This is a genomic window from Nonomuraea sp. NPDC003707 (assembly GCF_053587055.1).
The window spans coordinates 195651-220973 of sequence record NZ_JBSFNK010000013.1; the positions used below are offsets into that span (position 1 = coordinate 195651).

The window sequence follows — 25323 nt, forward strand, 5'->3', positions numbered from 1 at the left end:
TCGCCCTCTCCGGCGCGCTTTCGACCGCGCCCGCCCTTGCATCGCTTTCAGCAGCCCGAAGGACTTCACCATCATGCGCACCCGTCAGGACCGCCGTCTCATGCGCCGAGACGAGCAGTGGCTCACCCTCCCGAACCCTTGGGACGTTCCCGTCGACATCTGCGCCGACGAACGTGTGCCTCTCGAACCGGCCGCCGTCGACGAAGTGCTGTCCGTCCTGGAGACCGCCGACACCCTCGCCGGCCTCGCCGAGGCCGTACCCGGCCATGACGGCCCACCGCCCCGCCTGATCCGCCTCGTCCTCACCCCCGACCTCCACAAGGGCGCGGGCATCCCGATCGGCACGGTCATCGAGACCGAGGGCGCGCTGCTCCCGCAGGCGGTCGGCAACGACGTCAACTGCGGCATGCGGCTGGAGGTCACCTCACTCACCGTGGAGCAGGTCCGGCCGCGCCTGGACGCCCTGGAACGGCGGCTGCGGCACCTGTTCTTCGAGGGCGGCCGCCGCATCGCCCTCACCCCCGCCCAGCGGGACGCACTCCTGCGCGACGGACTCCCAGGGCTGTTGCTCACCGGCGACGCCCCCTGGCAGGGCCACCAGCCGACCGACGCCGAGGACTGCCTGGACCGCATGCACGCTCCGGCGTACCCGACCGGCACCGCCGAGGCGTTCGCCGACTGGATCACCAGCGCGGGCGGCACCGAGGCCGCCAGCCACGACAGCCTCATCGGCAGCATCGGCGGCGGCAACCACTTCGCCGAACTGCAGTACGTGGCACGGATCCACGATCCCGCCGCCGCGTACGCGTGGGGCCTGACAGCGGGCGCGGTCGTCCTGATGGTGCACAGCGGCTCACTGGCGCTGGGACACCAGGCCAACGCCACAGCGCTGGACCGGCTGCTCCAGACCTGGCCGCCGGGGTTGTCGCGGCCCCGCAACCAGATCCTGCCGTTCCTGCTGAACGAGCGCACGGCCGCCGCCCGGCGCCGCTACCTGGACGCGTTCGGCAACGCCGCCAACTTCGCCTCAGGCAATCGGTTCTTCCTCGCCCTCACCATGCGGGCCGGGCTCGCCGCCGAATGCGGCCGGATGACGGCGCGGCTGGTCTACGACGCGCCGCACAACCTGTTCTGGCAGGAGGAGGACCGCGTCATCCACCGCAAAGGCGCGACGCCGGCGGGTGGTCACGAGCAGATGACCGGCGGCCCGTACGCGATGTGGGGCGAGCCCGTGATCGTGCCCGGGTCCATGGGAGCGTCCAGCTACCTGCTGCGGGGCCACGGCAACGCCCGCACGCTGGCCAGCGCCTGCCACGGCGCCGGACGGCGCGTCCCGCGCGGCGCCACCGCACGGGGCGGCGACCATGACCTCGACGCTTTCCTGCGGGAGTTCCGCGTGGTCACGCCGCTGGACCACCGCGATCCGACCGTGGCGCGCCGCGCGGACGTGATGGCGGCCTGGCGGCGCGACCTCAAGCAGGAAGCTCCGTGGGCGTACAAGGACATCGGACCCGTGGTGTCGAGCCTGCACGCGGGAGGTGTGGCGGACCCGGTGGCCGAGCTGCGCCCGCTCCTCACCGTCAAGGGCTGACCGCCTTCCCGCGCACGGTACAGGCACCTCGACGACTCGGTCGCCGACGTCCGGATAGGGTTCGTGCGTGCGCCACGGTGAGCTCGTCGGACGGGACGAGGAACGATCGCGGCTCGTGGCGCTGCTGGGCGACGAGGCCGGCCCGGTCCTGGTGCTCTGGGGTGAGGCCGGCCTCGGCAAGACGGCGTTGCTGGACGGGTTGGCAGCGGCGGCTGCCGGGTTCCGAGTGGTGCGCGGCGCCGGGGCGGAGGCGGAGCGGGACCTGGCGTACGCCGGGCTGCATCAGCTGATCTCCCCGCTGCTGCCGGACTCGGCCGGCTTGGATCCCGGGCACCGGGCGGCGATCGACGCGGCCTTCACCGGGACCACCGGCGCCGCGCCGCAGGTGATGGCGCTCGGCATCGCCGTACTGGACCTGCTCACGCTCGTGTCGGCGGCCACGCCGTTGCTGCTGGTCGTCGATGACGGGCAATGGCTGGACGCGCCGAGCGCGCAGGTGCTCGCGTTCACCGCGCGGCGCCTCGCGGGTACCGCGGTGCGCGTGGCGATCGCGGTGCGCGCGGAGGTGCCGTCACCGTTCGACGGGGCCGGGCTGCCGGAGCTGGTCCTGGAGCCGCTGACCGAGCACGCCGCCGCCGAGTTGCTCGACCTGCGGCAAGCCGGGCTCGACCCGTACCGCCGGAATCTGATCTTGCGGACCGCGGCCGGGAATCCGCTGGCGCTGCTCGAATTGCCCCGATCCACGTTGCTGGACTCCGGCACGATGACGCTGTCGCGGCGGCTGGAGCAGGTCTACGGCGGGCGGCTGCGCGAGCTGCCCAAGCAGGAGCGCGGCGAGCTGCTGCGGGCGGCGCTGGACGGCGCGGGCGCCGGATCGGCCCGCGGAGTCGGTGCGGTCCGGTACCGGATGCGCGGCGTCGGCCGGGCGGTCGAGGCGGGCCTGCTGGCCCCGGACCCGGCCGGCGGGGAGCCGGTGTTCCGGCATCCTCTCGTGCGGTCGGCCGTCGTCCAGGCCGCGACGCCGAACGAGCGCCGCGCCGCCCACGCCGACCTTGCCCGGCTGTACCGCGACAGCCCGGAACGGCGGGCCGTGCACCTGGCCGCCGCCACCGTCGACCCGGACGACGACGTCGCGGCGGCCCTCGAAGTGGCGGCTGTCTCGGCGACCAGGCGCGGCGGCGCCGCGATCGCGATCACCTGGCTGACCCGTGCCGCGGAACTGAGCCGCCGCTCCGCCGACCGGTCCCGGCTGCTGGCCGACGCGGCGTTCGTCGCCGGGCAGGCCGGCTTGCTCGACACGGCGCAGGGCCTCGCCGAGGACGCCGCGGTGGACGGCCCGGCGGCGGTGATCACCGCCGGATTCGTGGCGCTGTACCGCGACGGCGATGTCGCCGCGAATCACCGGCGGATCTCGGCACTGCTCGAGTCCGGGATCGACGACGCCCGGCTGACCGAACGTGCGCTGAGCCTGCTGCTGGCGATCAGCCAGTTCGCCGTCGACCCGGTCCGCTGGGCGCGCACCGACGCGCTTTTCGACCGGTTCGGTGACGGGGTCAGCCCGTCGACGGCGATCGTGCGGGACACGTGGGGTGACGTGGTGAACCGCGGCCACGGTGTGCCGGAGCGGATCGCCGAGGTGCTCGCCGGGCCGGCCGCCGTCGCGCCGTGGCATGCGATGCGGCTGATGGTCTCCGCGTTCTACCTGGGAGTACTGGGCGAACATCGGGCGTTGCTGCGGCGCATGGTCGACCGGGAGGCGGAGTCCGGCGCGGTCACCAGCGTGATGACCCTGCTCCAGGTGGTGATGCTCGATCAGATCGCCACCGGTGCGTGGGCGGAGGCCGAGCAGACCGGCCGCCGCGGCCTGGACCTCACCACCGAGCACGGGTATGGGCTGTTCGCCCAGGCGTTCCGGGCATTCCTCGGGCTGCTGGCGGCGTACCGAGGCGACCTGGCCCGGGCCCGCGAGCTGCAGGCGGCCGTGGACGCCTGGGGGCGGCCGCGCGGGGTGGGGTTCCTGACCGAGTACGCGGAGGCGATCGGCGCCGCCGCCGCGCTCAGCGAGGGTGAGTACGAGACCGCGTACGCCTACGCTGCCGGGATCACCACCCCTGGCGGGTTCACCCGGTACTCGCAGCAGGCCACCCGTACCCTGCTCGACCTGGTCGAGGCCGCCACGCACACGGGCCGGCACGCCGCCGCCCGCGCGCACGCCGAAGCCGCCCGGGACGCGGGCCTGCCGGCGCTCTCCCCACGTCTGGCGCTGCTCACCGCAGGGGCGCTGGCGATCACCGCGCCGCAGGAGGAGGCCGGTGCGCTGTTCGCCGCCGCGGTCGCACACCCCGCGGGTGCGGCGTTCCCGTTCGAGCTGGCCCGCATCCGGCTGGCGTACGGCGTGTGGCTGCGGCGCGCCCGCGAGCTGGTCCTGGCCCGCCAGGCGCTGACCGAGGCGCTCGGCGCGTTCGACCGGCTCGGCGCCGTGACCTGGGCCGAGCGGGCCCGCACCGAACTGCGCGCGGCCGGCAAACCGACCCGCGCCCACCGCGACGCGGTGGCCACGCTGACCCCGCACGAACGGCAGATCGCCGAGCTGGCCGCCACCGGGCTGAGCAACCGGGAGATCGGGGCGCGGCTGTTCCTGTCTCCGCGTACGGTCGGCGCGCACCTGTACAAGATCTTCCCGAAGCTCGGCATCACCTCCCGCGCCTCTCTGCGCGACGCGCTGCGGATGGACACGACTTAGGTCATCTGACAGATCAGCGGGCACCGGCTGTCCGGCGATATTTGCCGTATCGCCCCCCATGAAGGAGCCCGCGATGACCATCACCGCAATCCCTGTCGTCTTCATCCACGGCCTCTGGTTGCACGCCCGCTCGTGGCAGCCATGGGCCGACCGGTTCGCCGCCCGCGGCTATGCGCCGCTCATGCCCGGCTGGCCCGGCGAACCCGGCACCGTCGAGGCGGCCCGCCGCGACCCGCTCGCCGTGGCCGGGCTCGGCATCGACGACGTCACCGGCCACTACGCGGCCATCATCCGTGACCTGCCGGAGGCGCCGGTGCTCGTCGGCCACTCGTTCGGCGGTCTGTTCGCGCAGAAGCTGCTCGGTCTCGGCCTCGGGCGCGCCGCCGTGGCCATCGACCCGGCGCCGGTCAAGGGGGTCAAGCCACTGCCGTTCGCCCAGCTACGCTCTGCCTTCCCAGTGCTCGGCAACCCGGCCAACCGGCGCCGCTCGGTGTCGCTGACCGCGGCCCAGTTCCGCTACGGCTTCGGGAACGCGATCAGCCGGAACGAGTCCGACGAACTGTTCGGCAGGTGGACCATCCCGTCACCGGGCCGCCCGCTCTTCGAGGCCGCGCTGGCGAACTTCACCCGCACGTCGCCGGCCGCGGTCGAGACCGGCAACGCCGCCCGAGGGCCGCTGCTGTTCATCTCCGGTCAGGAGGATCACACGGTGCCGGACGTGGTCACGCGTGCGGCGTACAAACTGTATGGCGACTCACCCGCGATCACCGACCTCAAGCAGTTCCCCGGGCGCGGGCACTCGCTCGTCGTGGACAGCGGGTGGCGGCAGGTCGCGGACTACGCCCTGGAATGGCTGGCCCGCCACCCGATGGAGGTCGGCCGTTGATCGCGGTCGGCAATCTGATCGACAGTTCGGGGGTGGGAACAGGCATGGCCACGTCGTCGCCTCCTGACGCCGATGGGGAAGGATGGTCGTCCGCCTCCGGCGGAAACCTGCGGTTACAGATTCTCGGTCCGTTGCGGCTGTGGCGGGACGGCGTCGAGCTGGCCACCGGGCCTCGGCAACAGGCCTACCTGCTCGCGCTGCTCCTCGCACGCGCGGGCAAGCCGATCAGCACGAGCGAGTTGATCGATCTGATCTGGGGTGATGACGTCCCGGCCTCGGCCGTCAACATTCTCCAGAAGTACGTGGGCTCGCTCCGGCGGTTACTCGAACCGGCGTTGCCGGCTCGCACGAACGGCACGTACCTGGAGCGCCGCGCCACCGGTTACCTGTTCGCGGGCGGCGCCGACATGCTGGACCTCCTCGCCTTCCGGGAGTTCGTCGAGGCGGCCGGAGTCAGCGTCGCGGAGCAGCGCCCCGATGCGGCGCTCGACTCTTACGTACGGGCGCTGGGGTGCTGGCATGGGCCCGCGGGTGATGGGCTCTTCCACGGATCGACCGCGATGTCGATCTTCGCCGCACTGGACGGCGAGTTCTTCGACGCGTGCGCGGCGGCGGCCGAGCTCGCGGTGTCGCGGGGCCGGCCCGCGCGTGTGCTCCAGCCCCTGTACCTGGCCGCCGGGATGGCTCCGCTGCACGAAACCGTGCAAGCCGGGCTCGTCGCCGTCCTGGGCGCCGCCGGTCACCAGTCAGAGGCGCTGAAGGTCTTCCGGACGGTTCGCGCCCGGCTCGCCGAAGAGCTCGGCATCGGTCCCGGCCCGGCGCTGCTGGAGGCGTACCAGCGGGTGCTGCGTCAGCCCCTGACCTCGGCCGGCGGGTACGACGCGCACGCGAGGACGGCGAGCATCACACTGCCGGCTACCGCGCCGAAGGATCAGCCCGCGCTCGTCGGCCGTGCCGAGGAGACGCACACCGAGCAGCGGCCGGCGCCCACCCTCGGGGAGCCGCCCACCGGCGGTCTGGTCGGCCGGGTGGAGGAGCTCGCGGTGCTGCGGCAGGCATTGGAATCGGCACGTGCCGGAGGCACGGCGCTCGTCCTCGTCGAGGGTGAGCCGGGAGTGGGCAAGACCCGCCTGCTGGAGGAGATCAGCGCCGAGGCGGGCCGGCGCGGCGCGCTGGTCGTGTGGGGGCGCTGTCTCGAGGGAGACGGCGCGCCGTCGATGTGGCTGTGGGTGCAGGCTGTCGGCGCGGTCCTTGAGGAGTTGCCTGCTGCGGCGCGGGAGGAGTGGCGGTCAGGCGAGCTCGGCCGGCTCGTGGAGCCGCCGCCGGACAGCGGAGCCCGGTTCCGTCTGATCGAGCAGGCTATCGCCCTCGTCGGCCAGGTATCGGCGCTGCGGCCGGTGGTGCTTGTCGTCGATGACCTCCAGTGGGCCGACGTCGCCTCGCTGCAGCTGTTCGGGCATCTGGCGGCTCGGCTACCGAGCGGCACGGTGGTCATCGGCGCGCTCCGCGACCGCGCGCCGATGCCGGGCTCGGAGCTGGCGCGGATGCTCGCCGCGGCGAGCCGGCTGCCTCGTCATCGCCGGGTCCGGCTTGGCCCGCTCGGCCCGGCCGAGGTGGCGGAGCTCGTCCGCCACGAGACCGGCCGGACGCCCGGGGCCGGCGTCGCTCGCGGCATCCACGCCCGTACTGCCGGTAACCCCTTCTTCGTACGGGAGCTGTCCCGGTTCCTTGCCGACAGCGGTGAGCTCACCGAGGATGCCGCGGCGCGGGCCGGAATCCCGTTCACCGTGCGGGATGTCGTGAAGGACCGGATGACCGGCCTTGACGACGCTGCCCGAGAGGTGTTGCGGATCGCCGCTCTCATCGGTCGGGATGTCGACCTCGCTCTGCTCGCGCGCGCCGCCGGCTTTGACGTGCAGACCTGTCTCGACCGTCTCGAGCCGTTGCAGGACCTCGGCCTGCTTGAGCCCTTTCCCGGCGACCCGTTCTCGTTCCGCTTTCCGCACGACCTGGTCCGCGAGTCGGTCGTCAGGACCATGCCACAGCGGCACGCGCCTCGGCTGCATCTGCGCGTCGCGGACGCACTGGAGCCCACCGCCCAGGACGACGAGCATGTCGCCGAGCGCCTCAGCCTTCACCTGTGGGCTGCCGGCCCCCTGGTGATGTCAGGTCAACCTCGATCGCCGGCCTCGCGTAGAGGGCGACGGCAGTAGTAGACCAGAGCAGGCGGGAGATTGGCCCACACCGTCCGGCTGATGACCACCTCCTCGAACCGCGACTGCATGGAGCGAAGCAGGCGCCGGGCCGGTGGCGCCCATCGGGCATGCACGTAGGCAAACGTGGTGAACGCGCCGTGCGGCGACAGGCTTTCCACCACCGCGGACAACACGTCGCGTTGATGGTCCTCGGTGAACGCCGCCCAAGGAAGGCCGCTGACCACGACATCGGCCTGGTGCAGCCCACGCTGCGCCAGCTCCGTGACGAGATCGGTCGCGTCCGCACGTACGACGTCGACCGCCGGATAGAGGGCGGCCAGCTGCTGCGCGAATCGTGGATTCACCTCGACGGCTATGTGCCGGCCGCGTCCGGCGAGGCGCCGCTGGATGGCCTCGGTGAACGAGCCGGTACCCGGGCCGAGCTCCACGACGACCGGGGAGCCGGTTCCGGGCACGGCCGCGGTGGCCACCCTGGCCAGTGCCGGGCTGCTCGGCGCGACCGCGCCGACCGTCAGAGGATCGCGTACGAACTCAAGGAAGAACGACATCGCGTCAATCCCGCTGGGACGGGCTGTGCGGGATCCGACGGGACGGCGAGCAGACCGCCCAGATGTGCCACGCCAGTCCGACGCCCCAGACGCCCAGCGAGTACAAAGGCCAGAAGAAGTGTTTCGGGGTGAAGAGCCTCCACACCACGACCTGGGCCAGATTGACCACGACATAGGAAATGACGTGGGCCGCCAAACCCCGCTTCATTTGCTGTGGACTTCTTCTCGTGCTCATTCCGACCAGCCGCCCCGTTTCCAATGCCGACCTTACGACGGTGCCAGGCTAGATCGGCCAACTTGACGACGACGGAACTGTCCGTGGATCTTTCATGCAGTACTCGTGAAGTGCCCGGCCCTACGCTGACCCGCGATCGAACCTGCCGAGAGAGGAGGCCGCCGGAATGAGATCCCTGTCCACAAGGGCCCATGCCGTCCCGGCGAGGGCAGCGCGACCACACGGAGGAACCACGTGAGCGACGGTGCGGCGCAGCGCGGGCCGGTCCTGGACGACGAGCAGTCCCGCCGGCTCGCCGAGTACGGCGACGTGGAGCACGTCAAGGCCGGCCAGGTTCTGTACGCGTCCGGCGACGACTCCTACGACTTCTTCCTGCTCCTGACGGCGAGCGTGGACATCGTCCGGAACGCGACGGCGATCGAGCCGGAACGTCTGATCTACCACGGTGGCCCCGGCGACCACCTCGGCGAGCTCAATCTCCTGACCGGTCAGTACGTCTACCTGACCGCTCGAGTGGTGACCGCCGGGACACTCGTCCGGATCGGTGCGGCGATGTTGCGCCGGGTCCTCGCCGAGCAGGTCGACATCGCCGACCTGTTGCTTGAGGCGTTCCGGGAACGGCGCGAGTTCATCCGCTCGGTGGCCGGCAATGCCCTGGAGATCGTCGGCCGGCCGGACGCCGCCGAGACACTCGCGCTGCGCACCTATGTGACGCAGCTGCTCCTGCCGCATTCCTGGCTCGATGCGACCTCGGACTCCGGGCGCTCGCTGATGACGTCGGCCGAGCTCGCAGAGGACGAACTTCCGGCGGCGATCGCCGGCGGTTCGGTGCTGCGACGCGCGACGCCGGGAACGCTCGCGGAGGTGCTCGGCCTCACCTACCGGGCCGACGGACGTCCCGTTGATCTCGTCGTGGTGGGCGCGGGCCCGGCGGGGCTGGCCGCCGCCGTGTACGGGGCGTCCGAGGGCCTTGTCACCGTATTGCTGGATCGAAGCGGGCTCGGCGGCCAGGCCGCCAAGAGCGCCAGGATCGAGAACTACCTGGGCTTCCCGCACGGGGTCAGCGGCGCGGATCTCACCCGGCTGGCGATGGTCCAGGCGCTCAAGTTCGGCGTGCGGATCTACTCGCCCTGCGCGGCGGCGGGCCTCGATCTCTCCGATGATCGACGGCCGGCCGTCCTGCTGGAGGACGGCTCGCGCATCGAGTGCCGTGCGGTGATCGCCGCCACCGGGGCGCACTATCGGAGCATCGACATCCCGCAATGGGCGACGTTCGAGAAGTCGGGCTGCATCCGGTACGCGGCGACCGACCTGGACGTCCGAGAGTACGAGAATCAGCCGGTGACGGTCGTCGGCGGCGCCAACTCGGCCGGACAGGCAGCCCTGTCCCTTGCCGCCCGCGGCGCGACGGTGGATCTGATCATTCGCGGTGCCGATCTCGGGATTCGGATGTCGTCCTACCTGGCCGACCGAATCCGGGCGCATTCCCGGATCAAGGTCCACGCCGGCAGCACGGTCCGCGAACTGGCGGGCGACGACACTCTCGCGTCGATCGCCGTCGAGAGGTCCGATGGACGCCGGGAGCGGCTGGCTTGCCGCGGGCTGTTCTGCTTCATCGGCGCTGACCCGGTGTCGGGCTGGCTGACCGGCGTGGCCAAGGACGACGACGGCTTCATCCTCACGGACAGCCGGCTGCCTGCCGGATCGTCCGGTACGCCCCTGCCGTTCCAGACGAGCGCATCCCGGGTCTTCGCGGTCGGCGACCTCCGCTCAGGCTCGACGAAGCGAGTGGCCACCGCCGTGGGCGACGGTGCGAGCGCGGTCTCATCCGTCCACGCGGCGCTCGCGAGCGACTGACGGTCCAGCGCTGAGGTCCCGGCCGAGCGCGGTTCCGGCGGCCACCACCCGCCGGGCGGTTTCCTCTGTGGCGGGTTAATATCGGCTCGTGACGGTCCAAGATCGAAGCGCCTTCATCATCGGAGGCACGGGGCAGATCGGCCGGGCCACGGCCGCCCGGCTCGCCGCGGCCGGGTATGCGGTGACCCTTGGGCACCGCCGACTCCGTCCGGACGACGCGGAGCCGGACGGGGTGGTGTCGGTCCAGGTCGACCGCGCCGACACCGAGGCGCTGCTCAAAGCCCTCGACGGCCACGATCTGGTCCTGGACACGGTCGCGTTCACCCCATACCACGGTGCGCAGCTCGCCCAGTTGGCCGGCCGCGTCGGCTCGCTGGTGGTCATCTCGTCGGGAGCGGTCTACGAGGCTCCCGGCCTGCCGGTGCCGATCCCGGAGACGTGGCCGACGGTCGAGCGCGACACCCACGACTATCCGGCGGGGAAGGCGGCGCTGGAGCGCTGCCTGCTGGCGACGCCCGGCCTGCCGGTCAGCATTCTGCGGACGGGCGTGCTGCACGGCCCGTACGGCAAATCGCTGGATCACTGGTCGTTCATCAAGCGGGCGCTGGACAAGCGGCCGCACGTCGTACTCGCCCAGGACGGGCGGAGCCGGTTCCCCACCACGGCGGTCGCGAACGTCGCCGAGCTGATCTATCTGTGCGGGCAGCACCCGGCGGCCCGGGTCCTCAACATCGCCGATGACCCGCTGACCGTCGCCGAGATCGGCGCCAGGATCTTCGCCGTCATGGGCCACGAGGCGGAGATCGTCACCTTCGCGGGCCCGTCGCGTCCGGACGGCCTGGGTTTCCATCCGTGGAATGTGCCGGAGCCGATCGTGTTCAGTATGGACAGAGCCCGTGCCGAGCTCGGATACCGCCCTGCCGTCTCCTACGATGACGCGCTGCGCCAGGACATCGAATGGGCCGCCCTCGCCGTGTCCGAGGCCGAGGCGGGCGGTGGAGGCTGGCAGGAGGTCTTCCCCGATCTCGTCGATCGCCACGGCCCCGACGTCTGGTTCCCCTATGCGGCCGAGGACGCGTACGTCGCCGGCGCATAGGCGGCACTACCAGGCGACAGGCATCGCGTGCAGCCCGAAGAACGGGGCATCGTCGGCGAAGGACAACTCCTCGAACCCGGTCGCCAGGTGCAGCGTCGGTATCCGGGTCAGCAGCGTGCCGAAGGCGATCCGCAGCTCGGCGCGGGCGAGGTTGCGGCCGATGCACTGGTGTACCCCGTAGCCGAAGGCGACGTGGTGGTGGGCGGACCGGCGGATGTCGAACTCGTCGGGGTCCTCGAACGCCCGCTCGTCACGATTGGCGGATGCGGCCAGCACCGTCAGGCGATCACCGGCGCGGATCCGGGCGGAGCCGATATCCATGTCGTCGGTCGCGATCCGGTCGAAGCTGACCCAGTCCTGCACCGAGTGGAAGCGCAGCAGCTCCTCGATCGCACCCGGCAGCAGGCTCGGGTCGTCGCGCAACGCGGCAAGCTGCGCCGGGTGCCGCAGCAGCGTGAGTACGCCTAGCGAGATCGTGTTCGCAGGCGAGTCGTAACCCGCGAGCAGCAGGAGAAAACCGATGTTGATCAGCTCGTCCGTGGTCAGCTCACCGGTGGGCAGGTGTCCGGCGGCCAGCCGCCGGATCATTCCGTTGTGCGGTTCACGCTCTGCGCTGCGGATAAGTTCTCGCAAATAACCGCGAACGTCCCTGGACGCCTGGGCCGCCACACTCGGATCCATACTCGTCACCGACAGCATCCGCAGCCGCGACTCGAAGAACTCGTGGTCGCCGGCCGGGATGCCGAACAACTCGCAGAGGACTCGCGACGGAACGCGGCGCGCGTACAAAGCGACGAGGTCGGCGGGTGCCCCGGACTCCAGCAACTCGTCGATCGCCGTGTCGGCGATCCGCTGGAGGGCCGGCCGCATGGCGTCCATCGGACGGGCACCGAGCTCCGAGATCAGCAACCGCCGGAACCGGCTGTGTTCCGGTGGGTCCATGTCGACGAAGAAGCCGTCGTCGGGGCGGTCGTCGTCGGGTCCGCGAGGCCGTTCAGGGCGTCCGGTGTTCGAGCTGATCCTCGGGTCACTGAGGATCTGCCGCGCCTCGGCGTGGCGGGTGACCGCCCAGACCGGTGCGCCGTTGGGCAGGGCGGCTCGGACGACCGGCGCGGTGGCACGCATCCGCTGATACTCGTCCGGTGGTGCGAACGGGCAGGTCCGCTCCATGGGGAAGGTCGGCGTCGCGGTCATTTCCTGCTCGGATGTACTCATTGCGCTTCCCCGTTCGAGCCGGACGCCACCCTGGCGATGTGATCGGAAACGACGAGCCGACACCTTGGCCCGGCTCCGCGGTACCGACGCTTACTGAGCACCACCACCTCGCACGCGAGCATGAGCCCAACCGGTCCACCACCGACTACCGCGACCTGTGCCATACCTACCTTTGCTGGGAGAATCATCGGATTGCCGACCACAGTGGCCGGAGCGCGGTCCTGCTTCTCGTGTGTTGGCAGATGCGTCTGTTCAGGTAGTGCCGATGCTAAATCGGGCGGTTCAAAATTGCTAGACATGGGCGCTCATACTGGAAGGTCCCGAAGATTCCCATGCGCCGCCTCGCCGTCCGGGTCGGCCGCGGTCACGGCCGTCTTCGCGTCCAGCTCCCAGCCTTTCGCGTACGCCGCGGCGAACTCTTCCCCACCCAGCGCGGCCTGACCCCGGCGGGTGAGCTCGCGGACCTGCGGATCGGTGTGGTCGTGCGCGCCCCGCAGCCGGGCGGCGACCCCGAGCAACACTGCTGACTCGTGCTGCCGCCCGCGCGTCGCGGCGAGCGCGGCCGTGTTCACCGTCACCTGCGACAGGATCGGCAGTTCACGGGTTGCCAGCGCGGCCGCGTACGCCTCCCGCAGCGCCTTGTCCGCGCCGGCCAGATCGCCCAGCGCCAGGCAGAGCGCGGCCCGTGCGCAGCCGACCAGCGTCCGGGCGTGGTCCGCGGGGAACGCGGTGTCGCCGAGCAGACCTCGTTCGGCGTCGTCGAGCAGGTCGCCCGCCCTGTCCAGGTCGCCGCGCCGCACCCGCAAACCGGCCTCCCGCGCGTCGACCAGGACCAGCATCTCCGCCGAGGACGCGTGCAGCGCACGCTCCCGGGCGGAGTCGATCATCGCCATCGCCCGGTCGGTGTCGCCGCGCCGCAGGTGCAGGTCGATCCAGCGCAGGTCGCTGTAGAGCTGGTCGCCGAGGCTGAGCGAGCCGAACTCGCCCGCCAGCGTCCGGGCCTCGCGCAGGTCGGCCAGCGCGCCGTCGAGGTCGTCGTACCGTCGCAGCTGGGCGCGCATCGCCAGCGTGGCGGCCTGGCCCCAGCGGTCGCCGGCCTGTCGGAAGCGGGCCAGGGCCGCCTTCACGTGGACACGCTTCCGGTCGAGCGCGCCCGCGTTCTCGGCGATCTCGGCCTGGAACATGTGGGCCAGCCCGGACAGCCACACGTCGTCGCCGTCGGCCAGGCGCTGGAAGGTCGCGAGCGCGGCCTGCTCGTCCTGAAGGAAGAGCAGGATCGGGCCGAACACGCGGTGGTGGCTCGGCAGCTCCGGATGCGCGAGCAGCCGGTCGGCCAGCTCGCGCATCTCCGCACGGTCGTCCGCGGCTTCCCCGGCGGTGATCCCCGACAGGATGTCCGCCCGGTTGAGCAGGTAGACGGCTCGCGCGCAGTCGCGCTCGGGCGTCGGCCCGCCGCCGGGCACCGCCAGGGCCTCGCCCAGCCAGTAGGCGGCGTCGAGATGGCGGCCGAACATCTGCCAGTACCAGGTCAAGGTCAGGGCGAGGGCGGTCGCGCCGGGGGAGTCGCGGGTGGCGCACAGGTGACGCAGGGCGGCGAGCGTGTTGTCGTACTCGGCGCTGATGACCTTCATGGCTGTCAGCTGGCCGGCCCCGCGCAGCTGAGGGTCGTGGCGGGCCATCAGCTCGGTGAAGTGTGCGGCGGCCAGGTCACGGGCCGTGCCGAGGTCGCCGGTGCCGGTCAGGCGGTCGGCGCCGTACTCGCGGATGGTTTCGAGCATCCGGTAGCGGCCGGTGCCGGGCGCGAGCTGCAGCAGTGACCGGTCGACGAGGGTGGCGAGCAGTTCGGGGATTTCGGCGGCGGGTACGGCGGTGCCGGCGCAGACGGCGGTGGCCGAGGCGGGTGTGACGCCGCCGGCCAGGATGGAGATCCGTTCCGCGACGGTGCGTTCGTGCTCGTTGAGCAGCTCCCAGCTCCAGGCGATCACCGCGCGCAGGGTGCGATGCCGGGGTGGTGCGGTACGGCTGCCGGTGGTGAGCAGCCGGAACCGGTCGGAGAGCCCGTCGGCCAGGTCGGGCAGGGACAGCGTCCGCAACCGGGCGGCGGCCAGCTCGAGGGCCAGCGGCATGCCGTCCAGGCCGTGCACCACGCGCATGATGTCGGGCAGCGTGATCTCGTCGACGTCGAAACCGGGTCGCACGGCGGCGGCCCGCTCGGTGAACAGGCGCACCGAGGCCGCCCTTCGGGCCTGTTCGACGCTGTCGTCCGGGTCGGGGAGCGCGAGCGGGGCCAGCGGGACGAGCGCCTCGCCGTCGACCGCGAGGGGTTCGCGGCTGGTGGCGAGGACGCGCAGCCCGGGGCAGCGGGGGAGTAGCGCCGTGACCAGGTGGGCCACGGCGTCGATCAGGTGCTCGCAGTTGTCGACCAGCAGCAGGCTCTCCCGGCCGCCGAGCTCGCCGATGAGGACGTCCAGCTCGTCACCCTCGACTCGCTTGCGGGCGTCGAGCATCGCGCCGCCCCGCAGCCCGGTTCCGGCGAGCACGGCCGTGGCGATCTTCGCCGGCTCGGTGACGGACGCGAGGTCGATGAGCCAGGCGCCGTCGCGGTATTCGTGGCGGTGGCGGCGGGCGGCCTCCAGCGCGAGCCGGGTCTTCCCGGCGCCGCCGGGTCCGAGGACGGTGACCAGGCGTCCGGTGGTGAGCAGGGCGCCGATGCGGGTGAGATCGTCGTCGCGGCCGATGAAGCTGGTCAGCGGCGCGGGCAGGTTGGTCGGCCGGATCGGGTGGGGTTCGGTGGCCGCCTGCAACCCGGTTACAACTGCGGGGCTCCTGGCCGGAGCGTCTTCAGCCGAGGCGTCTGGCGCCTGGACGGGCCGGTCGGGGCGCAGCAGGCGCAGATGGCGTTCCCGCAGGGCGGTGCCCGGGTCGGCGCCGAGGACGTCGGCCAGGGTCTGGCGGATCCGCTCGTAGACGGCCAGCGCCTCGGCCTGACGCCCCTGAGCGGCGAGCGCGTCCATCAGCAGCGCGGCCGCCCGCTCATGGACGGTGTGCTCGGCCAGCAACCCGGTCAGCCGGGCAGCGGCCACCTCGGCCCGCCCCAGCGACAACTCGGCGTCGGCGAGGTCGGCGACCGCCTCGATCGACACATGTGCCAGCCGGGTCGCGACCGTGGGCGCGACCGCGGCGATGACCGCGGGTTCGGCGCCAGGATGGTCGCCCCACAACGCCACGGCCTCGGCGAGCGCGGCGCCCGCGGCCTCCGGGTCACCTGCCCGCAGCCTCTCCCGGCCGGCAGCGGTGAGCTGCTCGAAGCGCAGCGCGTCCACGTCGGCCGCGTCCACCGCCAGCCGGTAGCCGCCCGCGACCTGCACGACCACGCCACGGGCCGCGTCGGCCGGGGTGAGGGCGCGGCGCAGCCGGGAGACGAGGGTCTGCAGGGCGGGGGCGGGGCCGGACGGCGGCTCCTCGGCCCAGATCGCGTCGACCAGCACGCCCGGCTCGACCCTCCGGCCACCGGCGAGCGCCAGCCGTACGAGCAGGCCCTGCAACCGCGCGCCCGGCACGGGCAGGACGGTGTCACCGCGAGACACCTGAAACGCGCCGAGCAGCGTGACGCGAAGCCGTGCAACCCCGTCCATTCCCCAATCTTCGCGTGCTCCCCCACAAGACCCCAAAGCAGGGCCGCCGTGTGAGCGCCGTGTTTGCCCCATGTCAGAGACCCGCCCCAGTCTTCGGCATGCCGTACCACCATCACGAACAACGGAGGCAACAGATGACCATGACGAACGACGCCGGCAGCTGGGTCCGGAGCTGGGGCGCCTCGCCCCAGGCGGCCCACGACGGGCTCGGCTCGCTCGACGACCACCCGCCCCTCGCCGACGTGACCCTGCGCCAGGTGGTGCGCATCAGCGGCGGCGGGCGCCGGGTGCGCATCCGCTTCACCAACGAGTACGGGACCGCGCCTTTCACCATCGGCGCGGCGCAGGTGGGCCTCGCGGTGCCCGGCGGCGGGGTGCGGCCGGGCAGCGAGCGCGTGCTGACCTTCTCCGGCGCGTCGGCCGTCACCGTCCCGGCGGGGGCGCCGATCCTCAGCGATCCGGTCGACCTGCCCCTGCCCGCCCTCGCCAAGCTGTCCATCAGCCTGTACCTGCCGGGGCGCGTGGAGACCTGCACCTGCCACGACCCCGCCCTGGAGACCGGCTGGACGATCCGGGGCGACGTCGTCGCCGCCCCGACCCTGCCGGAGAACGCCGAGGTCCTGCCGGTGCGGGCCCTGATCTCCGCCGTCGAGCTGCTCCCCGACGCCCCGGCCAAGGCCATCGTCGTGGTGGGCGACTCCCGCGCCGACGGCGCCGGCTCGACCCCGGACACCAACCACAGCTGGCCGGAGCTGCTGGCCGAGCGTCTCGCCGAGCGGGGCGTGGCCGCCGGCTACGTCTCCAACCAGGGAATCAGCGGCAACCGGATGCTCAACGACGGCATCGGTGTCGCCGCCCTGGCCCGCTTCGACCGTGACGTGCTGGCGACGCCCGGCCTCGGCTACGTGGTGCTCTCCGTGGGCGGCAATGACCTCGGCATCTCCTTCGCCCCACAGGACGGTCCGCTGGCGGATTTCCTGAAGATGTTCCCTGGCGCGCCGGTGACGACGGACGACGTCATCGCGGGCTACCGGCAGCTGATCGCCCGGGCGCGCGAACGCGGCGTGAGGGTCTACGCCACCACGATCCCGCCCTACGAGGGTGCGGAGATCTACACGCCGGCGGGCGAGAGCGCACGCCAGACGGTCAACGAATGGATCCGCGTCGGCGGCGCCTTCGACGCCGTGCTGGATTTCGACGCCGTCTGGCGCGACCCGGGCCGCCCCAGCCGGATCAGGGCGGACTTCCACGCCGGTGACCATCTGCACGGCAGCGATGCGGGCTACCGGGCCCTGGCCGACTCCATAGACCTGTCGCTGTTCAGTTGAGCCAGCCGGCCAGCCGCTGAGAACACCACCTCGCACACTGGGTGGCAGAGGCAGATCCTGACAAGTACCAGCGGAAGCCGGCGTCGGGTCCTCCAGCGGGCGCCCCACCGTGGCGAGGGCTGGCCGGGCGGGGCTCCAATGGGGCTACACCAAGGTCTTGCGGCGGCCGAAGCCGCCGCTGACCAAGATCCGGTTCCGCGCGGTCGAGGCCGGCACACCGGTGCCGGCCTCGACGGTGGACGCGACAATCGTGCTTCGGCCCTCGCCCGGGGAGCGAGGCTGTTCGTGTCCGAGATGTCAGATCTGCCGGCGAAGCCACTCCAGGCCCTCTTCGGTGTGGTTGACAATGGTGAAGTGGCTGTCGCCCGCGCAGAGCCGCAGCTCGGCGGTCGGGCAACGGGCCGCCAGCCATGACCCGTGAGCAGCGGGGATGATCCGGTCCGCGGTGCCGTGCAGGAGCAGGACGGGGGCGCTGATGGTGCCGGGATCACAGCCCCACGCAAGGGTGTAGGAGACGTCGTCGTCGATCTGGCCGTACGGGCCGGCGGCGAGAGCCGGTTCGCCGACCTTTCCCAGCCACCCCCACGGCCCCTCGAACAGGGCCAGATCGGCCGCGGTGAACTGGCAATCGTAGGCGAAGCCCGACGCCTGCAGCGCAGCCCTCACTTCGCGGCCCGCCGCCGCCGTCCCCAGCGCGGCCACGCCGGACGGGACCATCCCGGCGAACCAGTCCAGTCCATCCGCGCCGTACGGGGCGATGCCGGCCAGACTCAGCACCCCCTGGACGCGATCACCCAGAACCGCCGCGCATCCCAGAGCATAAGACCCGCCGCCGGAGTACCCCGCGACGGCGAACCGATCGATGCCGAGCGCGTCCGCGACGGTTGCCGCGTCAACGGCGACCGACGCGATGGTGCGCCCCGGTGCGACGCTGGAGCCACCGTAGCCCGGCCGGTCGAAGGACACCCAGCGCAACCCCAGCCTGTCGGCCGCGGCGAAGAGCGGCTCCGGAGGCGCCCCTACGTTGGGCGTACCGTGATGCCACAGAACAGGCAGCCGCCCGCTCCCCTTCGAAGCGGTGTCGTAGACGTGCAGCGTGCGGCCCGCACCCACCTGGATGTCCAGCTCGATCATCCCATTCTCCTGTCCGCGGTCAACGCTCGCCGCCCTCCCTCAGCCCTGCGGGCGGTAGTACGGAAGGACGCCCAGGATGATCGGATTGACCATCAGGTTCGCGGGCAACAAGGTACCGGTGAGCGTGGGACTGCCGAGGATCGCGATGTCCGTGCCCGGGGCGTGCTTGACCTGCGCGAGTGCGTCCACCGAGGTTGGCCGGGCCGTTCATCCGGTCGGCGTTCGCACCCCTGTTACACGAGAACTCGTGCTCAGTGATCGTCGCAGCAGGCAGTTCGGGCTCCCTCGAGCTGGGCGGGGTCGTTCCACCAGTGGCTCGCCGTGCTCTGGTGGACGGGGACGCGGTCCTTGACCTTGCCGGCAGGCGCGGAGGCCGCGGGCGCCGCCTGGCCGGTGGCGGTGGAGGACGGGTAAGGCGCGAGGAGCTGCTCGACGGTGTGGTGTCTCCCGCCGACGACGACGGCGGTGACGTTGGCGGCGTCCTCGATGCGGGACAGCGGGTCGCCGTCGATGATGGCCAGGTCGGCGTACATGCCCTTGGCGATCCTGCCCAGCGGGAGGCCGAGGTAGGCCCCGGACGTGCTGGTCGCGGCGGTGAGCGTTTCGCGCGGGGTCAGGCCGTACTTGACCATGGCGCGCAGGTTCATGTGCAGGCTGATCCCGAGGTGATCGATCGGCGCGTCGGTGCCCGCGGTGACCACGCCGCCGCCGCGGATCATCGCCGTGAGCTGCGCGACCTGGTTGGCGAGGTTCGTCCGGATCACCTGGACCGCCGTCGGGTCGGCGGTCTGCGCCGTGGTGACCGTCGCCCGGAGCTGCGCCATCCGCCAGTTCGGGTAGAGCCGGCGAACTCGTTCGTCGGTGACCAGCGAGGTGTCGTCCCTGTAGAGGGTCGAGGAGTTGAACAGGGTGGGGGTTCTGGCCATCTTCGAGGCGTTGAACATGGAGATGACGTCCGAGTAGGCGGAGCCGACATTCGTGACGGTGCGTGAGTAGCCGAACCGGTTGGTGGCGCCGACGTGCTCGGTCTGGTCGCCGCCCATGGCGATCGCCGGATAGTGGTAATGCGAGCTGACCGGCTTGCCCTGGCGGTGGGCCCAGTCGATGACCTCCCTGTGCCAGGCGACCGGCAGCCGCACGTAGCACTTCATCATGTCGTAGTCGAGGGCGGCGGCCCGCTGCAGTTCGAGCCGCAGTTGGTCGTGGGAGTACGTCGGGCGCATGAAGTTGTAGTAGATGCGCGCCCCGTCGATGGCCTCGCCGGTGCCCAGGTAGCGCGGTGCGAGCCGGGAACCGGACTGCACCGACTCGCGCTCCTCGACCATGTGGTACGCAGGTGAGCCAGGTGAGCGCGTCGTGGTGACGCCCAGGGCGAGCCACAGCGGACCCTGCCGCGATCCGTACGCGTAGCCCTGCATCTCACGGTGATGGTGGATGTCGATCAGGCCGGGCATGACGAACCTGTCGCGGGCGTCGATCCGGGTGCCGGGCCTTCCGTCCCGGTGCGGCTCGATCGCGGTGATGCGCTGGCCTCGTACGATGATGTCGACGTCACGGACGACGCTGTTGGAGACGCCGTCCCACATGCGGCCGGCGTGAATGACGACCTGATCGGGGCCGGTGTCGTTGCGCCAGGTCAGCCGCATCGGAATCGACCGGGCGGGCTTGCCGTCGAGGCGCACACTCTTGAGACGTCCCTCGTTCAGGTAAAGGAGGGTGGCCGAGTCGCCTGCCCAGACGGGGGCGTCGGTGACCTCCCGGGTGACCTGACGGGCGCTGCCGGTGGGCCGTCCGGTCTTGTCGACGGGCAGGACCCACAGGAGCGATTCCATGGCGAAGGCGAGCATGGTGCCGTCAGGGGACCAGACGGGGCCGTCGTCACCACGCGTCTGCAGGGATCGGTGCGGCGCGGGGTCGATGTACGTGCCGGCACCCGTGGCCCGGTCGACGAGCAGGATTTTGGACAGTCCCTCACGGTAGCGTCGTGAGTACGGCACCACCGCGGCCAGCGCAAGGGTTCTGCCGTCGGGTGACCAGGTCGGGCGGCCTGGTTCGAAGGTGGCGTCGAAGACCTTCTGGAGGTCGCCGGTGGCGACTTCCACGACCCACAGGGCGCCGTCCTGGTCCAGGTAGGCGATCTCCCTCCCGTCGGGCGACCACCGGACCGACAGGGCGGCGGAGTCGGTCAGATGGGTCACCTGCCGGTCGGCGCCAGTGCTCAGGTCGCGGACCCAGATATTGAGGGTGCCGGTACGGTCGGTGACGAACGCCAGCTGCCGCCCGTCCGGGGAGAAATCCGGGTCGGCTTTCCACCAGCGGTCACGGAAAAGCGGTTCCGGCGTGCCACCGATGCGCATCAGATAGATGTCGTTGAGCGCGCGGAAGGCGACGGCGGACCCGTCCGGGGACACGGCCGGGCTGCCGATTCCGACGACGGGGAACGACCCGGGCTCGTCGAATACGCGGACCCTCTTCTTGTACTTCGGCGTCGTCGTCGTCAGCGCGGCGGTGAAGCCGATGGTGCCGACGGACGCGGAGTTGAGGCGGCGGACCTTGATGGTGCCCGCGGAGGTGTAGTAATAGCGTCCGTCCGGGGCGAACCGGGCACGGAACGGGAACACCTCCTCGCCGGTGACGAGGGCGCCCGCCGTGCCGGCCAGATCATTGGCGCCCGAGTGGAAGAGGTGGTAGGCGAGGTCGGTGCCGTTCGGCAGCCAGGACGGCTGGTGAATGACCTGACCGGCGGGCACCGTGACCACGGTGCTGCGCGTGCCGGTGGCGACCTCGATGACGTCGATCCTGGTGTCGGCGACGACGAACGCGACCTTCCTCCCGTCGGGTGACCAGGCCGGCTCGTACTCCTCGGCGGAGCTGTCGGTCAGGACGCGGCTCGCTCCGGTGGCGACGTCGAGCAGGTGGATCCCGTAGCTGCCTCCCGCATCGGAGGAGTAGGCGATGGTGCGCCCGTCCGGGCTGTAGCGGGGCTCTCGATGATCGAACGGGCCGGTGGTCAACTGCGTGATCGCGGACCCGTCGGGCCGGATCGTCCACAGGTTGAAGACACCGTCGCGGTACGACTGGAACACGATGGTGGATCCGTCCGGGGACCAGTCGGGCTGGGCGACGTCGTACAGATCGCTGGTGAGCCTCCGGGCGGTGCCCCCGGAGGCGGAGCAGACCCACAGAACACCGAGCAGGTCGAGGGCGAGCAGGCGGCCGTCGGGCGAGGGCGCGACGCCGAAGTCGGTGCCGGAGGCGACGGATGTCTTACCGGCGTCCCCCGCTACGCCGGCCCTCGCCGGTGAGGCCGGGGCGAGCACGGCGGCGAGGACGGCACCGCCGCCCGCCAGGACGGCCCGGCGGGACGGGCGTGACATCGATCCGGAGGTGGAGGTGCTGGGGGGAACCGGTGAGTGAGACATCGGGGCTTTTCACTCCACTATTCACACATGGTCAGATAGTCATCGAGCTGACACCCTCCTTCGGAGAAGGCGTCAGTGAACGGCTGAACGTGATGACGCGCTATTCCTGGTCCGAGGCGAAACGCGTTATCTGCCTGGCGTTCGTCCGGTTGATCATCGCCACCACCCGCCAACTCATCGAGCAGAGGCGGGCTGATGTGCTCATTGAGGGCAGTGGGACCTGCTTGACTAAAGTATGTGCATAGGAATGTACATACGTCGGTCAACAGAATTGGTCAAGAGGGGCGGGTGGGACGGGATCGCGTCGTGGGTCTGCGTCGGACCGGACAGCCGGGCGTGAACTCGAGCGGGGCTGCGCACCTTGGATCGACGACCGCCACTGCTACAACCATCACGGCGGACACACCGCGCTGAATGGTCAACCCCCCGGCGGTAGGCGAACAGACGACGATCCCCATGGGCCGGCGGGTCGCCCGTACGGCAGTGCTGGCCTTGTTCCGATGCTGACCGCCGGGGCCGCCGGTGCGGCAGGCGACGATGTCGACGTCCGCTTCCGCGAACGTCGTACGCGGGGCGTCGACCTGGCACGGCTCGGCGATGACGTACCAGTTCTTCCGGCCGGACCTGGCCCGGTACGGGCTGGGGGCCTGCCAGCACAGAGTTCCGGTCCACGAAGCGGCGAACGCCTCGGCGCCGTCACCTGCGATCCGGACGAGGACCGATCGATAGGTGCCGGGCCGATCACCGGGAACAGTCTGGGCCCGATGGGTCTCCAGACCCTGCCGGGTGGCGTCAGCCTCCATGCGGTGCAGCAGCTGCGCCAACGCCCAGGCGCACTCCTGCGGGCCGCGCCCGGCCGACAGCAGCAGGTGGACGCTCACGGCCGCCCCCGCTTGCGGCGCTGCTCCCGATGGTGCTCGCCCGACGTCGGCACAGACCTGCTCTGCCGTTACCGGTCCGGCTTTTCGACCGTGACCAGCACTTCGACCGGGTCGCAGTCCGGGGCGACGGCGACCAGGCGGATGGTGCCAGGCGCGGTCGGCCTCACCACGGCGAGCGCGCGGCCCTGGTAGGTGTGGTGCTCGGTCGCGTCGAACCGTTCCTTGGTCGACGGGTCGGCGCTCCCGAAGCCGATCAGCGTTCCGTCGCCGGAGACGTCTATCCGCACGGGCCGGTCGGCTGCGGTGTGCACTGTCCCGGCTGAATCGACCAGAGTGAGGGTGATGTAGGCGAGGTCGCCGACGTCGGTCGTGATGATCGGTCGTTCGAGTTCGGCGTGCAACACAAGAGGGCCGGTCGCGGTGCGCAGGACATCGCGGCCGGATTCGACGCCGTCGCGGTGGGCGATCGCGAGCAGCTCGCCTGGTTCGTAGGTGGTCTCGAACTCGGTGCGGAACCTGTGTTGCTCGCCGACCGGCTTGCGTCCCAGAGAGCGACCATTGACGAGGAGTTCGACCTCGTCCGCGTCGCTGTACACCTCGACGATGATCGGGGCGCTTTCGTGGCCGGGCCAGGTCCAGCCGGCGATGGTGTCACTCCAGGCCCACCGGCTGCTCATGACGGTCTTGCCATGGTGCTGCGGCCGCTGAACCGCAAGGTAAGGCTGAGCGCGCAGGCCGAAAACGATCTCCCGGTAGTAGGAGACGGGAAGCCGGTGACCGGTGATGTCGATGTCCCCGCAATCGGCCAGCAGGTACGGATATGGTGCCATGAACGTGGGCCGCGGGGTATCCGGTGTGACGTACTGCGGCCGGCCGACACCGACCTCGCCCAGGTAGTCCCAGCCGGTCCAGGTGAAATCGCCGATGACATGGCTGTGCTGTTCGACCAGCCGCCAGTTGTTGTCGATGCGGGGCGGGAAGGTCTCGGTGCCCAGGATGATCCGGTTCGGGAACAGCGTGCGGTCGGTCGCGTAGCGGATCTCCGAGTAGTTCATCCCGGCCACGTCGAGCACACTGTAGGACTCGGCGGTGCGGGTGGTCACCAGGTCGGAGCCGGCGACAGCGTTCACGTCGAAGCCGCTGTCGGCCATCAGGGTGTTGATACCAGTGTCGTCGCCCTCCTGGACGCGCAGATCAGGCAGCAGGGCCAGGAGGTTGTTGATCCCGTTGGTGAGGAAGCGGGTGTCATCCAGCGCACGAACCTTCTCGGCGAGTCTGCGGCCCCATACGGCCCCGGTGGCTGCGCCGGTTTCGGGAATTTCGTTGCCGAGGGAGTAGAGGACGACGCTGGGATGGTTGTAGTCCTTGGCCACCATCGCCTCGATGTCGCGTTCCCACCATTCCGGGAAGTTGAGGCTGTAGTCGAACGGGCTCTTGCTCCAGGTCCACATGTCGAACGCCTCATCGACCACCAGCATGCCGAGGCGGTCGCAGGCGTCGAGCATCGCGGTGCTCATGGGGTGGTGCGACATGCGGATGGCGTTGAATCCGGCGTTCTTGAGCAGCCGCACGCGGCGCTCCTCGGCGTGGGCGAACGTCGCGGCCCCCAGCGGTCCGTTGTCGTGGTGCACGCACGCGCCGCGCAGCTTCACCGTCTCGCCGTTGATCCGCAACCCGTGCTCGGGGTCCAGGCGCAAGGAACGGATGCCGAAGGCGACCTCCATGGCGTCGATGTCCGTGATGGACACCGCGCACGTGTACAGCGCGGGCGAGTCCGGGCTCCACAGCGAGGGGTCGCGGACGTAGAGGCGCCGGCGAGCGATGGCCGGTTCGTGGGGTTGTACCGTGATCGGCGCGGTGTCGGACGCGACGACGGTTCCCGCGGCATCGCGGAGCTCGGTGACCAGCTCGACGGTGCTCAGGTCGTTGGAGTCGTTCTCGATCGTGGTCGCGACCTCCACGACCGCGCGTTCGGCATCGATGTCCGGGGCGGTGACGTGAACGCCGTCCGGGCTGATCCGGACGACCTCGCCGACGAGCAGCCAGGTGTCGCGGTAGATGCCCGCGCCGGAGTACCAGCGCGAGTCCTGGTGGGTGCGGCACTCCACCCGGATCTCGTTGTTCTCGCCGAAGCGCAGGAACCGGTCGGCGTCGACGAGGAACCGCGAGTATCCGTACGGGCGCTGCCCGGCGTAGTTCCCGTTGATGAACACGGTGGCGTCCCGGTAGACGCCCTCGAACTCCAGCATGATCCGCTTGCCCCGGTGCTCCTCGGGTACCAGGAACGTCTTGCGGTACTCGTACGCCCCACCAGGAAAATAGGCGGTCGCGGCGCCGTCCATGGTGGCGTCGCGGTCGCGGCTGATCATCGCGTCGTGCGGTACGATCACCGGCTCGAACGGGACCGCGGTTCCGGCCAGTTCGGCGAAAGGATTGACCTTCGGGCGGAACTGCCAGTTGTCGTTGAACGAGGTGCGGATCACGCAACTCCTCTGGGTGAGAGTTTCCTGAAGATCAGAAAGGCCGAATACTCGCG

At 71.0% G+C, this 25323-nt stretch carries 16 protein-coding genes; 7 read left to right on the forward strand and 9 right to left on the reverse strand.

From position 1 onward, the window contains the following. Nucleotides 1–73: 73 nt before the first annotated feature. The 4 genes from ACWDRB_RS31805 to ACWDRB_RS31820 all read left to right on the forward strand — a co-directional run bounded on the left by ACWDRB_RS31805 (nucleotide 74) and on the right by ACWDRB_RS31820 (nucleotide 7433). Nucleotides 74–1591: an RtcB family protein gene (locus tag ACWDRB_RS31805; RefSeq protein ID WP_449899877.1), complete on the forward strand. Its 1518-nt coding sequence runs from the start codon at nucleotides 74–76 to the stop codon at nucleotides 1589–1591. 67 nt (nucleotides 1592–1658) lie between these two features. Beyond that, entirely contained in the window at nucleotides 1659–4334 is a 2676-nt protein-coding gene (locus ACWDRB_RS31810; RefSeq protein WP_449899879.1) for an AAA family ATPase, read from the forward strand. Nucleotides 4335–4407: 73 nt separating this feature from the next. After that, nucleotides 4408–5220: an alpha/beta hydrolase gene (locus ACWDRB_RS31815; protein ID WP_449899881.1), complete on the forward strand. Its 813-nt coding sequence runs from the start codon at nucleotides 4408–4410 to the stop codon at nucleotides 5218–5220. A 131-nt stretch (nucleotides 5221–5351) separates the two neighbouring features. After that, nucleotides 5352–7433, forward strand: coding sequence for an AAA family ATPase (locus ACWDRB_RS31820; protein WP_449899884.1), 2082 nt, complete (start codon nucleotides 5352–5354; stop codon nucleotides 7431–7433). Here the strand turns inward: ACWDRB_RS31820 and ACWDRB_RS31825 are convergent. Both ACWDRB_RS31825 and ACWDRB_RS31830 read right to left on the reverse strand, forming a co-directional pair. Further along, on the reverse strand, nucleotides 7391–7984 hold the full coding sequence (locus tag ACWDRB_RS31825; RefSeq protein ID WP_449899886.1) for a class I SAM-dependent methyltransferase: 594 nt from the start codon (nucleotides 7982–7984) through the stop codon (nucleotides 7391–7393). The genes ACWDRB_RS31820 and ACWDRB_RS31825 overlap by 43 nt on opposite strands. A gap of 4 nt (nucleotides 7985–7988) precedes the next feature. Further along, nucleotides 7989–8192, reverse strand: coding sequence for a 2TM domain-containing protein (locus ACWDRB_RS31830; protein WP_449899888.1), 204 nt, complete (start codon nucleotides 8190–8192; stop codon nucleotides 7989–7991). A 261-nt stretch (nucleotides 8193–8453) separates the two neighbouring features. On the opposite strand from ACWDRB_RS31830, the gene ACWDRB_RS31835 reads away from it, so the two are divergent. Continuing rightward, on the forward strand, nucleotides 8454–10076 hold the full coding sequence (locus tag ACWDRB_RS31835; protein WP_449899891.1) for an FAD-dependent oxidoreductase: 1623 nt from the start codon (nucleotides 8454–8456) through the stop codon (nucleotides 10074–10076). Between the two features lie 88 nt (nucleotides 10077–10164). Beyond that, a complete protein-coding gene (locus tag ACWDRB_RS31840; RefSeq protein ID WP_449899893.1) occupies nucleotides 10165–11172 on the forward strand; it encodes an NAD-dependent epimerase/dehydratase family protein in 1008 nt (335 codons plus the stop codon). A gap of 6 nt (nucleotides 11173–11178) precedes the next feature. On the opposite strand, the gene ACWDRB_RS31845 is transcribed toward ACWDRB_RS31840, so the two are convergent. Both ACWDRB_RS31845 and ACWDRB_RS31850 read right to left on the reverse strand, forming a co-directional pair. Next, a complete protein-coding gene (locus tag ACWDRB_RS31845; protein WP_449899896.1) occupies nucleotides 11179–12387 on the reverse strand; it encodes a cytochrome P450 in 1209 nt (402 codons plus the stop codon). A gap of 305 nt (nucleotides 12388–12692) precedes the next feature. Beyond that, nucleotides 12693–16022 carry an AfsR/SARP family transcriptional regulator gene (locus ACWDRB_RS31850; protein WP_449899898.1) on the reverse strand — a complete coding sequence of 1110 codons (3330 nt, stop codon included), beginning with the start codon at nucleotides 16020–16022 and terminating at the stop codon, nucleotides 12693–12695. Between the two features lie 134 nt (nucleotides 16023–16156). On the opposite strand from ACWDRB_RS31850, the gene ACWDRB_RS31855 reads away from it, so the two are divergent. Next, nucleotides 16157–17350, forward strand: coding sequence for an SGNH/GDSL hydrolase family protein (locus ACWDRB_RS31855; protein WP_449899901.1), 1194 nt, complete (start codon nucleotides 16157–16159; stop codon nucleotides 17348–17350). 297 nt (nucleotides 17351–17647) lie between these two features. Here the strand turns inward: ACWDRB_RS31855 and ACWDRB_RS31860 are convergent, their stop codons facing one another. From ACWDRB_RS31860 to ACWDRB_RS31880, 5 genes are all read right to left on the reverse strand, one after another. Beyond that, nucleotides 17648–18484 (reverse strand): alpha/beta fold hydrolase, encoded by an 837-nt coding sequence (locus ACWDRB_RS31860; protein WP_449899903.1) that lies wholly within the window; start codon nucleotides 18482–18484, stop codon nucleotides 17648–17650. A 39-nt stretch (nucleotides 18485–18523) separates the two neighbouring features. Further along, nucleotides 18524–18673, reverse strand: coding sequence for a hypothetical protein (locus ACWDRB_RS31865; RefSeq protein WP_449899905.1), 150 nt, complete (start codon nucleotides 18671–18673; stop codon nucleotides 18524–18526). A 62-nt stretch (nucleotides 18674–18735) separates the two neighbouring features. Further along, a complete protein-coding gene (locus ACWDRB_RS31870) occupies nucleotides 18736–21861 on the reverse strand; it encodes an amidohydrolase family protein (RefSeq protein ID WP_449899907.1) in 3126 nt (1041 codons plus the stop codon). A 320-nt stretch (nucleotides 21862–22181) separates the two neighbouring features. Next, nucleotides 22182–22787, reverse strand: a complete 606-nt coding sequence (locus tag ACWDRB_RS31875) for a peptide chain release factor H (protein WP_449899909.1) — start codon at nucleotides 22785–22787, stop codon at nucleotides 22182–22184. A gap of 68 nt (nucleotides 22788–22855) precedes the next feature. Further along, a complete protein-coding gene (locus ACWDRB_RS31880) occupies nucleotides 22856–25270 on the reverse strand; it encodes a glycoside hydrolase family 2 TIM barrel-domain containing protein (RefSeq protein ID WP_449899911.1) in 2415 nt (804 codons plus the stop codon). Nucleotides 25271–25323: the final 53 nt, after the last annotated feature.